Source organism: Alienimonas sp. DA493, from assembly GCF_043951915.1.
Taxonomy (GTDB): domain Bacteria; phylum Planctomycetota; class Planctomycetia; order Planctomycetales; family Planctomycetaceae; genus Alienimonas.
On sequence record NZ_JBINJD010000152.1, the window covers coordinates 1 to 12,116 of the forward strand.

Below are 12,116 nucleotides of genomic sequence, written 5' to 3' on the forward strand. Positions count from 1 at the left end.
GGCGGCCAGCCGCGGCGGGAGGGGGAGTCGGGGCACGGGGCGGCTCCAGCGGGGGGGAACGAGAAACGGCCGGCGGCGTCGCCGGCCTCACCTCACAGTGACGTAGAACAGCGATCCGTTTAGCTCTCACGAAACGCCACTGCGTCGTCTCTCCCGGCGATACCGCGACTCCGCCGCTCTCGCCGGATCTCTAGGGTAGGCGTGTGATAGGGTCCCGCGGCCGGTAACGTCTCAGACGTACACCTAATCCCGCCCGCCGCCGAGCCCGTGCCCGCCTCTCGCTATGGGCGGCTGCTTTGCCGGGGGTGCGGGGTCATACCGAACGGTTCGAGGTGCTTCTGATGTATTTCTCCCGCAGCACCGACGACCGCACGAGATCGGACTGGGAGCCGCTCCCCGACCACCTCGCCGCGGTCGCCGGGCGGGCCGCGGGGTTCGCCGACGCCTTCGGCGCCGCCGCGTGGGGCGAGGCGGCGGGCCGGTGGCACGATCTGGGGAAGTACTCGCGGGACTTCCAAGACCACCTCGTCACGCCGTCGCAGGTCGATCACGCGACCGCCGGGGCCCAGCACGCCGCCGAAACGCTGCCCGGGCCGGCCGGTCGATTGCTAGCGTACGCGATCGCGGGCCACCACGCCGGGCTGGCGGACGCCCAGGCTAAAACCGCCGGCCGCACGTCGCTAACGGACCGGCTGAAGAAGTCGGTCCCCGACTGGTCCGCCGCCCCGGCCGCCGAGCGGGCCGCCCCGACGGCGTTGGCCGCCCCGCAGCTCGGGACCTTCCCGCCGCCGCTCGCCGCGGGCCTGCGCCGCGACGCCGCCGTACAGGACCGGGATCGCGTCGCCTTCCGGCTGGCGTTCCTGGGGCGGATGCTGTTCTCCGCCCTGTGCGACGCGGACTCGCTGGAGTCGGAGCGGTTCGGCGACCGGGTCACCTCCGCCGCCCGCCCGGACGCCGCCGCGGCGCCGTCGATGCGGGAACTGGCCGCGGTCCTCGACGCGCACCTCGACCGGCTCGCCGCCGCCGCGCCGGCCACCCCGGTGAACGCCCGCCGGGCGGAGGTTCTCGCCGCCTGCCGAGAGGCCGCCGAGCGGCCGCCGGGGTTCTTCTCGCTGTCGGTGCCAACCGGCGGGGGCAAGACGCTCGCCTCGCTGGCCTTCGCCCTGCGGCACGCGGCCCGGCACGGCCTGCGGCGGGTCGTGACGGCGATCCCGTTCACCTCCGTGATCGAGCAGACCGCCGGCGTGTACCGTGGCGTCTTCGCCCCGGCCTTCGGGGAGGAGCGGACGGGGGAGATCGTGCTGGAGCACCACTCCGCCCGCGACCCCGAGGGCGACTCCCTCACCGCCCGGCTGGCCGCGGAGAATTGGGACGCGCCGCTGGTTGTGACTACCAACGTCCAGCTCTTCGAGAGCTTATATTCGGGTCGGAAAGCGGCCTGCCGAAAGCTGCACCGGCTGGCGGGGTCGGTGATCGTGCTCGACGAGGCCCAGACGCTGCCGCCCGACCTGCTCGCCCCCTGTCTGCGGGCCCTGAGCGAACTGGTGGAGGTCTACGGCTGCACGGTCGTCCTCTGCACCGCCACCCAGCCGGCATTGGAGAAGCGGGACGTCTTCCCGATCGGTCTGGAGAACCGGGCCGACGACGGCGCTCCGGAGCCGGTGCGGGAGATTGTCCCCGCCCCGGCCGCCCTGTACGAGGCGATGCGGCGGGTGCGGTGCGAGTGGGCCGGGCCGCTGTCGGACGCCGCCCTCGCCGCACGCCTCGCCGCCCGGCGGCAGGTCCTGTGCGTCGTGAACAGCCGCCCGCACGCGCGGGAGCTATTCGAGGCGACGCGGGGCGAACTCGGCGACGACGCCGACGGGCTGATCCACCTCAGCACGAACCTGTGCGCCGCCCACCGGGCGGAGCGGTTTGCGGAGATCCGCCGCCGGCTGACCGACGGGGAGCCGTGCCGGGTGGTGAGCACGCAACTCATCGAGGCGGGCGTGGACGTGGACTTCCCGGCCGTCTTCCGGGCCCTCTGCGGCCTGGACAGCGCCGCCCAGGCCGCCGGCCGCTGCAACCGGGAGGGGCGGCTGCTCGGTCTTAACGGGGAGCCGGCCGAGGGCGTACTGACGCTGTTCGAGCCGGACCGCCCCCCCCCGCCGGGACTTCTGGCCAGTGCTGCGCATAGAACCCTGGAAGTAATCGCGACGGGCGACTATTCGGATCTTCTCTCGCCCGATGCTGTTCGTAGGTTCTTCGAGCTGCACCTCTGGGCAAGCAAGGGCCAACGCGGCGACTGGGACGCCGAGGAACCCGTGCTGCCTTGCTTCAAGCTCGCCAACGACCTCGCCCCGCTGGCGGACTACGCGACGGCCGACGAGCGGTTCCGCATGATCCCCGACGAGGCGACGCCGGTGTTCGTCGCCTGGGGGGCGGAGGGCGAGGCGCTGGTCGATCGGCTGCGGCGGCACCCGCCGGACCGGGCGCTGCTCCGCACGCTGCGGCGGTACGCCGTCGGCGTGCACGACCGGAACTTCGCGGCGCTGGTGCAATCCGGCGACGTGGAGCGGCTGCACGCCGCGACCGACTTCGAGGGCTTCGCCGTGCTGGCGAACCAGGACCTGTACGACGCGGATCTCGGCCTCCGCCCGGACCGGCCCGGCTGGTACGAACCGGGAACGTTAGTGGTTTGAAGACAGGCGGCGGGTGCGGATCATCTTCAAGGTGACCCCTTCGCCGGTCCGATCACGCTTGCACTACTGTGCGCACGTCACCACTGTGCATCTGTCACACATCTGGAGTTGCCGATGGTCGACCCGCCCGCCGCGCCCCCGTTCGCGACTCCGCCCGATTCGCAGTCAGTCGCCCTTCGAGTCTGGGGGGACTTCGCCTGCTGGACCCGCCCGGAGATGAAGGCCGAGCGGGTCTCCTATGACGTGCCCACCCCCTCCGGCGCCCGCGGCGTGTTGGAGGCGATCTACTGGAAGCCGGAAATCCGCTGGATCGTCACCCGCTTGCGGGCGCTCAAGCCGATCCGGTTCACGACGGTGCGGCGGAACGAAGTCGCCTCCAAGGTGCCGACCAAAGGGAAGTTCGGCGTCGGGGCCGCGATGAAGGCGGGGAGCGGGCGGCTCGGGCTCAATATTGAGGACGACCGCCAACAGCGGGCCGCCACGCTCCTGCGGGACGTGGACTACGTCATCGAGGCCCGCTTCGAGGTGCTCGGCGGGGCCGATATTGCGAATAAGCACGCCGCGATGTTTGCCCGCCGGGCGGAGAAGGGGCAGTGCTTTCACCGTCCGTATTTGGGCACGCGGGAGTTCGCCTGCGACTTCGAGCCGGCCGACCTCGCCGCCCTCCCCCCGGTCCCGGAGGAGCTGCGTGGCGAAAAGGACCTCGGCTGGATGCTGCACGATCTCGACTTCAAGAACGGCATGGAGCCGCGTTTTTACCGGCCGACGATGACTGACGGCGTGATCGACGTGCCCTACCCCGACTGGCTGGAGCCACCCCGCCGACGGGCCCCGCAACCGGACCTCGCCATCGGCGGGAAAGGGGGCGAGCGATGATCCTCACGGCCCTGCAACAGTACTATCGACGGCTGGAGGACGACCCGAACGTCGACGTCGTGCCCGCCGGGTACAGCCGGCAGAAGATGACGTTCCGGGTGAACCTCAAATCGGACGGGACCTTCGTCGGCGTCGAGCCGCTGGGCAAACTGAAGGGAAAGAAGCGCACGCCGGAGCCGATGGTCGTTCCAGGAAGTCCAAACCGAAGCGGACTGAAGGTCGCTCCGAACTTCCTGTGGGACAATGCAGCATACGTATTCGGATACGCCCCAGAAGATGATCTGGAATGGAACCGAAGACGCCGAACGGCGTTTCGGGATTACCATCTGGAATTGGAATCTCAAGTCGATGACATAGGTTACTCAGCAGTCTGCCGATTCCTTGAGTCGCTGGATGATGATCCGAGTCGTTTCGAGCAGGATCTGCGTGCGGCAGTGACGGGGCACGGCGTCTTCAGCTTGGCAGGAGAGATCGGGGACGTCCATAACCGGCCGAAGATTAAACGGTGGCTTGAGGAGCAAGCCGATCGAGAAGCAATCGAGGCGGCTAAGAGTAAAGGAGGAGGCCAATGCCTCCTAACGGGGAAACGATCCCGAATTGCCGCCGTTCATTTACCCCCCGTCAAAGGAGTCGCTGGCGCGAGAGCGACGGCTAAGTTGGTTGCGTTCAACTTCAACGCGACGGAGTCCTACGGCCGCAGCCAAGGGGCGAACGCCCCGGTGGGCGAGGCGGCGGCGTTTCAATACGCCGTCGCCCTGAATCGCCTCCTGGACCGCGACGGCGGCCGCTGCGTGCAGGTCGGCGACGCGACCGTCGTCTTCTGGACGGAGCAGCCCAGCCCGGCGGAAAACCTGCTCGGCCTCGCCCTCGATCCGGGCGTGGAGGACGAACAAGTGACGAAAGAGGTTGCCGCGTGCCTGGAGGCGCTGCGGACGGGGGACTGTCCGCCGGAGTTGGGCGACCCGGAGACGCCATTTTACCTGCTCGGTCTCTCTCCCGCCGGGGGAGGTGCCCGCCTGAGCGTGCGGTTCTGGAAACAGGGCACGCTGGGCGAGTTGGTTCGAAACGCCCACCGGCACTTCGCGGATCTCAAGATGGTTCGTCCGAGAAAGGACAACGAGCCGGAGTTACCGAATCTCTGGCGACTCCAGATTCAGACGGCCAGAGAGACAAAGGAGATCTCGCCGGTTCTGTCGGCGGGGCTGCTCTCGGCCCTGCTGGAGGGCACGCCTTACCCGCGGGCGTTCCTCTCCGCCCTCGTCCGCCGCACCCGGGCCGACCGCGACGTCCGCGGCGTGCGGGCCGGCGCCCTCAAGGCCTGCCTGAACCGGGAGTTCCGGGCCGGCCGCTCCTCCCCCCTCGCGAAAGAACTGCCCGTGGCCCTCGACCCCGACCGGACCGAACCCGCCTACCACCTCGGTCGCTTGTTCGCGGCGCTCGAAAAGGTGCAGGACGACGCGATGCCCGGGACGAACGCGACGATCAAAGACCGCTACTTCGGGGCCGCGTCGGCAACGCCGGGGTCAGTGTTCCCGCGGCTGATCCGCATGAGCCAGCACCACGCCGCCAAGCTGGAGAACGCCGGGCACAAGGTCGCTCACGAACGCCGCGTGCAGGAGATCGTCGGCCGCCTCAACGGCTTCCCGAGTCACCTTCCGCTACCGGACCAAGGGCTTTTTGCGGTGGGCTACTACCACCAGCGGCAAGACCAGTTTACGTCCCGGGCCGACCGCGAAGCCGCCGCCGTGGCGGCCGCGCCCGCCGAATAGCGAAGCCGCCGCCCCACTCCCTCACTCCTTTTCTCTTAAGCTCGACGTGCCCTCCCCGATGCACCGCTACGACTTCGTGTTTTTATTCGACGTGACCGACGGCAACCCCAACGGCGACCCCGACGCCGGCAACCTGCCGCGGATCGATCCGGAGACCGGCGACGGGCTGGTCACCGACGTCTGCCTCAAACGGAAGATCCGCAACTACGTCGGCCTGGTGCACGGGGAGACGCCGCCCCACGAGATTTACGTCAAAGAGAAGGCCGTGCTGAACGCCCAGCACGAACGGGCGTACGTCGCCTGCGACCTTGACCCGAAGGCGAAGAAGCGAACTGATGAGGAGGCTGCCCGCCTGAAAGACTGGATGTGCGGGAACTTCTTCGACGTCCGCACCTTCGGCGCCGTGATGACGACCGGGGTGAACTGCGGGCAGGTGCGGGGCCCGGTGCAGTTCACCTTCGCCCGCAGCGTCGATCCGGTCGTCACGCTGGAGCACGCCGTCACCCGCTGCGCCGTCACGACCGAGGCGGAGGCCGAAAAGCAGTCCGGCGACAACCGCACGATGGGTCGCAAGTTCACGCTGCCCTACGGCCTGTACCGAGCCCACGGCTTCGTGAACCCGCACCTCGCCGAGCAGACGGGCTTCGGCGACGACGATCTCGCCCTGCTGTGGAAGTCGTTGGAGCAGATGTTCGAATACGACCGCTCCGCCGCCCGCGGCCAGATGGCCGCCCGCCGGCTAATCGCGTTCAAGCATGACAGCCCCCTCGGCAACGCCCCGGCCCACAAGCTCTTCGCCCGGGTGAAGACCCCCGGACTGGCGGGCGAGAACCGGGAGACGCCCCCGCGGCGGTTCGAGGACTACGAACCGCAGATCACCGTCGTTGACGCCGACCTGCCCGTTGGGGTGACGGTGGAGGAGTTGATCTGACCCTGTGCCTGATCCCCTCCCGATCTCCGCCCTGCAGCACCTCGTGTTTTGCGAGCGGCAGTGCGCCCTCATTCACACCGAGGGGCTGTGGGCGGAGAACCGACTGACGGCGGAGGGGACCGTTCTGCACGAGAACGCCCACGAGGCGGGGCCGGAGACGCATGGTGGGGTCCGCGTCGCCCGGGGACTGGATCTGCGGAGCGAGGCGCTGAACCTCGTGGGCAAATCCGACGTGGTCGAGTTTCTCCCGCCCGAGGCCTTCGACGGGCCGATCGCCGACTCCGTCCGGGCCGCCGCGTCCGGCGCCGGACCGCCGCTGACCGGCTGGGGCGTGCTGCCGGTGGAATATAAACGCGGCCGGCCCAAGACCTCGCCGGAATGGGGCGATTGCGACCGCGTGCAGCTCTGTGCCCAGGCCCTCTGCTTGGAGGAGATGCTGGGGGTCGAGGTTCCGGAGGGCCGGCTGTTCTACGGCAAGACCCGCCGCCGGACCGACGTGCCGATCGACGGGGCCCTCCGCGACCTGACCCGCCGGGCGGTCGCCCGCCTGCACGCCCTGCTGGCCTCCGGCGAGACCCCGCCGGCGGTCAACGATTCCCGCTGTCCGAACTGCTCGCTGGTGAAGCTCTGCCTGCCGCAGGTCGCCGCCGGCCGTTCGGCCCGGACCTGGATGGAGCGACGGCTGGCGTCCTTAACCGCCTCCTAACCCTTCGCATTCGCTGTTCATCGTGCCATGCCCGACCCCGCCCGGTTCCCGACCGCTCCCCCGCCGACCGACGCGCAGTTTCGAGAGGGCTTGGCGGCGATCTGGTCCAGCGTGGCCGAACCCGATCGGCAGGTCCTGCTGGAGTTCTACCGGGCGCCGGATCACCGGAGCTTCTCCGGCGAGGTCGCCCGCCGCCTGGGGATCGGCGGGGCCGTCCCCGGCAAGCGGCAGGGGGCGGTGAACCTCGCGGTCGGCCGGATCGCCCGGAAGCTCTGCGACGCGATCGGCTTCGCTCCGGAGTCGCGGGACGACCGCTCCGGCGATCGGCTCTGGTCGATCCTCTTCGAGGGGTACGCCCACGCCGACGGCCGCTTCGCGTGGCGGCTGCATCCGGGGCTGGTCGCGGCGCTGGAGGAACTCGGCTGGGCGGAACCGGAGGAAGAACGACCCGAACCGCTCGCCGACGAACTGCCGGACGCCGCCGCGCTGCCGCCGGGAGCCGCCCTGCCGGAGGGGGGCGTCCGTCAGGTCACCGTGAACGTCTACGAGCGCAGCCCCGTCAATCGCCGAGCCTGCCTTGCCGCCCGCGGCGCGGCCTGCGCCGTGTGCGCGTTCGACTTCGGGGCGACCTACGGACCGCTGGGGGAGGGCTTCATCCACGTCCACCACCTCGCCCCGCTGGCGGCGGTCGGGGAAGAGCACGACGTGGACCCAGCGACGGACCTCGTCCCCGTCTGCCCGAACTGTCACGCCATGCTGCACCGCGGCCCCGGCCGGCAGGCGGAGCCGCTGGGCGTGGAGGAGTTGAAGGCGCTCATGCGGCAAGCCGCGGCGGAGGCCGCATGAAGGAGCATCTCAACACGCTGTTCGTCACCACCGACGGCACGTACCTGGCGAAGGACGGGGCGGCGGTGGCGGTGCGGGCGGACGGGCTGGACGCGGCCGGCGAGCCGACCGGGCGGAAGGAGACGAAGCTCCGCGTGCCGCTGCACAACCTGGACGGCATCTGCTGCTTCGGCCGCGTCGGGGCCAGCCCGCAGCTGCTCGGGGCGGCGGCCGAGGCGGGGGTCAGCGTCTCGTTCCTCTCGGAGTACGGCCGGCTGCGGGCGCGGGTGGTCGGCTTCACCCCCGGCAACGTGCTGCTCCGCCGGGCCCAATACCGGGCCGCCGACGACCCCGCCGCGACTCTGTCCATCGCCCGCTCCGCCGTCATCGGCAAGGTTTCGAACTGCCGGCAGGTCCTGCTCCGGGCCGCCCGCGACGCGCCGGACGGGGAACGAGCGGAGCGCCTGCGGGACGCCGCCCGGCGGCTGGAGACGAACCTGCACGGCGCCAGCCGGGCCGGGCATGACGGCGCCGAGGGGGCGACCGACGCCCTCCGCGGCGTGGAGGGGGAGGCGGCCCGCACCTACTTCGCCGCCTTCGGCGACCTGCTGGCGGGCGACCCGGCGTTCGCGTTCGCCGGCCGCTCCCGCCGGCCGCCGCGGGACGCGGTCAACGCCCTCCTGTCGTTCCTGTACGCGATGCTGACCCACGACGCCAAGAGCGCCGCGGAGAGCTGCGGGCTGGACTGCCAGGTCGGCTTCCTGCACCGCGACCGCCCCGGCCGCCCGTCGCTGGCCCTGGACCTGATCGAGGAGTTCCGCCCCCTGCTGGCGGACCGCGTCGCCCTTACGCTGATCAACCGTCGGCAGATCAAGCCGAGCGGGTTCGCGACCTCCGAAACCGGCGCCGTGACCATGGACGAGGCGACCCGCAAGGCGGTCCTGACGGCGTGGCAGGCCAAGAAGCAGGAGGTCGTCACCCACCCGTTCCTGGGCGAGAAGGTGACGGCGGGCCTGCTGGTCCACCTCCAGGCCCGCCTGCTCGCCCGGCATCTGCGGGGCGATCTGGACGCCTGGCCGCCGCTGCTCTGGAAGTGAATCGGGGCGTGGTTCTTGGTTTTTGGTTCTGGATTATTGGAATTTCCCCATGTACGTGCTGGTGACCTACGACGTCTCGACCGTCACGGACGGGGGGAAGAAGCGGCTGCGGCGGGTGGCGAAGGCCTGCGAGGACCGCGGCCAGCGGGTGCAGAACAGCGTGTTCGAGATGAAGGTCGACCCGGCGATCTGGGCGACGCTGCGGGCGGAATTGTTGGCGCTGATCGACCCGGCGACCGACAGCCTGCGGTTCTACCGGCTGGGGCGAAACTGGCAGAGCAAGGTGGAGCACCACGGGGCGAAGCCGGGCTACGACGTGGACGGCCCGCTGATCGTGTGAGACGCTGCCCCGGCGCCCATAGCCGCGGGCCGGCCCCCGCGAACCCGAAGCGTCCGTCCCCGCCCCGGGGAGGTTCGCGATCGACGCAAGCCCGTTCTCTGACAAGACGATAGACCATGACCGCCCCCGACGATCGTTCGACCGACGACGTCGGGGGCGGGGTTCGCGGCGTCGACCGCTGGAACCGCGGCCCCGGCAGGAGTTAGGTTGGCGGAGTCGCCCCCTTCACCGGGGGCGTGGATTGAAACACCACCGCGGTCGGGGGCGGGTCGAACCGCAAAGGGTCGCCCCCTTCACCGGGGGCGTGGATTGAAACTGTAACCTCGTCCAGTTCGTCCCGCACCGCATCCCGTCGCCCCCTTCACCGGGGGCGTGGATTGAAACATGCGTGCGGTCCGTATTGAGGAAGAGGCGGAGCGTCGCCCCCTTCACCGGGGGCGTGGATTGAAACACTTGCCCGACCCCGGCAAGCGGTGGATCAACGAGTCGCCCCCTTCACCGGGGGCGTGGATTGAAACCCCGTGCCCGTCCCCGCCAAGCCGCCGCCCCCGGTCGCCCCCTTCACCGGGGGCGTGGATTGAAACCCCCGTGCCCGTCCCGCCTCCCCCGCCGAAACCCGTCGCCCCCTTCACCGGGGGCGTGGATTGAAACCTGATGCTCTGGTCCCTGTTCGCCCCGGCGGACGTCGCCCCCTTCACCGGGGGCGTGGATTGAAACGAGAACCTCTGGGTGGAGGTCGCCCCGTGAGCGCGGTCGCCCCCTTCACCGGGGGCGTGGATTGAAACCGCAGCGAGCAGCGCCTTAAGTTCGTCGCTGCCCGTCGCCCCCTTCACCGGGGGCGTGGATTGAAACGCAGACCACGCGGCCGGCGTTGTCGGTGCGGGAGGTCGCCCCCTTCACCGGGGGCGTGGATTGAAACGTTGAAAACTCAGGCGAGCGTTTCGTCGCCGTAGTGTCGCCCCCTTCACCGGGGGCGTGGATTGAAACCGTTCGCAGTAGTCCCCCCATGTCGGATGCGACCGTCGCCCCCTTCACCGGGGGCGTGGATTGAAACAACCCCGCGCTAAAATATGACCATGAACGCCGACGGGTCGCCCCCTTCACCGGGGGCGTGGATTGAAACGCGGCTCACGGCATCCCCTTGGCGCCGGGCGAGAGTCGCCCCCTTCACCGGGGGCGTGGATTGAAACCACCTGCCGCGGCGCGACGGGACGGTCCAGAGTCGTCGCCCCCTTCACCGGGGGCGTGGATTGAAACAGGCCCCCGGACGGACCGGCGGAGACGGCCGCCGTCGCCCCCTTCACCGGGGGCGTGGATTGAAACGGCTACCTGTGGGCGGCGGTGCGAAAGGCCGACGGTCGCCCCCTTCACCGGGGGCGTGGATTGAAACGTGTTGACGGCTGCGCTGATGTCGTCGGGGGTCGTCGCCCCCTTCACCGGGGGCGTGGATTGAAACGTCGTTGACCGATTTGAAGACGGGTTCGCCGTTGTCGCCCCCTTCACCGGGGGCGTGGATTGAAACTTCGCGTCGTCGGAGAAGGTCCCGCGATGGAAGGAGGTCGCCCCCTTCACCGGGGGCGTGGATTGAAACAACCTCTGGTGCGCCGCGGCGGTGGGCGGCCTGGTCGCCCCCTTCACCGGGGGCGTGGATTGAAACCCCGTCGCGGTCCGCCACACGTCCGCCGCCCGCAGGTCGCCCCCTTCACCGGGGGCGTGGATTGAAACCAGCACCCGAGCCTGCACCTCCGGAGTCGCCCGCGTCGCCCCCTTCACCGGGGGCGTGGATTGAAACCTCGGTTACCCCGCCCGGTCGGTGAAATGTCTGAAGTCGCCCCCTTCACCGGGGGCGTGGATTGAAACACCCTCTACGAGCTGCACCCGATGGCGATCCGGATGTCGCCCCCTTCACCGGGGGCGTGGATTGAAACCCGAACGGCCGCCGCGATATGGCCCGGGACGGGTGTCGCCCCCTTCACCGGGGGCGTGGATTGAAACCACGTCTCCGGCGCAGTACAGCGCCCGGTAGCCGTGTCGCCCCCTTCACCGGGGGCGTGGATTGAAACCCTGTAGGTCTGTCGCCCCGCGTGCAGCCGCTCGTCGCCCCCTTCACCGGGGGCGTGGATTGAAACTCGGTGAAGGGTTCGGCGTCAAAGAGGGGCAGCGTCGCCCCCTTCACCGGGGGCGTGGATTGAAACGCGGGGTCGAACCCGTCCGCGGCCAGACGCCCGGGTCGCCCCCTTCACCGGGGGCGTGGATTGAAACGGCACGCTCCGCCCGTTCGACGGCCCGCAGTTCGTCGCCCCCTTCACCGGGGGCGTGGATTGAAACCGCGAACACCGCCCCGAAGGCCGGCCGCCGCTGGGTCGCCCCCTTCACCGGGGGCGTGGATTGAAACTTTCGCGGAGGAAGTCGTAGACCTCGGCCTGACGGTCGCCCCCTTCACCGGGGGCGTGGATTGAAACCGTAACTCATTGGTGATTTCGCAGTTTGCTGGGGGTCGCCCCCTTCACCGGGGGCGTGGATTGAAACCTGCCGGCCTTCGACGTGCCGGATGAAGACGTGCAGGTCGCCCCCTTCACCGGGGGCGTGGATTGAAACATGCAGGTCTCGATGTCGTAGAGGATGGCGTCGAAGTCGCCCCCTTCACCGGGGGCGTGGATTGAAACAGGTTCTTCACGGCCTGCCGGTAGTAGCTGGCCTGTCGCCCCCTTCACCGGGGGCGTGGATTGAAACGTCACGAAGGAGCACGGCATCGAGGAACGGGTGGTCGCCCCCTTCACCGGGGGCGTGGATTGAAACGCCTTGATGGCGTCGGCGACCGTGTCGACCGCCGGTCGCCCCCTTCACCGGGGGCGTGGATTGAAACGCGTTCATGCCCGCGATCAGTTTGC

Annotated in this window: 8 protein-coding genes and 1 CRISPR repeat array; all 8 genes read left to right on the forward strand. The window is 69.8% G+C overall.

Annotation, left to right across the window (positions count from 1 at the left end; translation table 11 throughout):
* Window positions 1-341 precede the first annotated feature (341 nt).
* Entirely contained in the window at window positions 342-2,681 is a 2,340-nt protein-coding gene (locus tag ACG2DA_RS18220; RefSeq protein WP_395257457.1) for a CRISPR-associated endonuclease Cas3'', read from the forward strand.
* Window positions 2,682-2,795: 114 nt separating this feature from the next.
* On the forward strand, window positions 2,796-3,557 hold the full coding sequence (gene cas5c, locus ACG2DA_RS18225; protein ID WP_395257447.1) for a type I-C CRISPR-associated protein Cas5c: 762 nt from the start codon (window positions 2,796-2,798) through the stop codon (window positions 3,555-3,557).
* Window positions 3,554-5,326: a type I-C CRISPR-associated protein Cas8c/Csd1 gene (gene cas8c, locus ACG2DA_RS18230; protein WP_395257449.1), complete on the forward strand. Its 1,773-nt coding sequence runs from the start codon at window positions 3,554-3,556 to the stop codon at window positions 5,324-5,326. The genes cas5c and cas8c overlap by 4 nt, the downstream gene beginning before the upstream one ends.
* Window positions 5,327-5,384: 58 nt before the next feature.
* Complete coding sequence (cas7c, locus tag ACG2DA_RS18235; protein ID WP_395257459.1) at window positions 5,385-6,257, forward strand: type I-C CRISPR-associated protein Cas7/Csd2; 873 nt, start codon at window positions 5,385-5,387, stop codon at window positions 6,255-6,257.
* Between the two features lie 4 nt (window positions 6,258-6,261).
* Window positions 6,262-6,963 carry a CRISPR-associated protein Cas4 gene (gene cas4 / locus ACG2DA_RS18240; protein WP_395257451.1) on the forward strand — a complete coding sequence of 234 codons (702 nt, stop codon included), beginning with the start codon at window positions 6,262-6,264 and terminating at the stop codon, window positions 6,961-6,963.
* Window positions 6,964-6,990: 27 nt separating this feature from the next.
* A complete protein-coding gene (locus ACG2DA_RS18245) occupies window positions 6,991-7,809 on the forward strand; it encodes an HNH endonuclease (protein ID WP_395257453.1) in 819 nt (272 codons plus the stop codon).
* Entirely contained in the window at window positions 7,806-8,885 is a 1,080-nt protein-coding gene (gene cas1c, locus ACG2DA_RS18250; protein ID WP_395257455.1) for a type I-C CRISPR-associated endonuclease Cas1c, read from the forward strand. The genes ACG2DA_RS18245 and cas1c overlap by 4 nt, the downstream gene beginning before the upstream one ends.
* 49 nt (window positions 8,886-8,934) lie before the next feature.
* Window positions 8,935-9,225, forward strand: a complete 291-nt coding sequence (cas2, locus tag ACG2DA_RS18255) for a CRISPR-associated endonuclease Cas2 (protein ID WP_395257461.1) — start codon at window positions 8,935-8,937, stop codon at window positions 9,223-9,225.
* A 137-nt stretch (window positions 9,226-9,362) separates the two neighbouring features.
* Window positions 9,363-12,091: direct repeats of the CRISPR family, unit length 33 nt; unit sequence GTCGCCCCCTTCACCGGGGGCGTGGATTGAAAC.
* The last annotated feature ends 25 nt before the right edge of the window (window positions 12,092-12,116 follow it).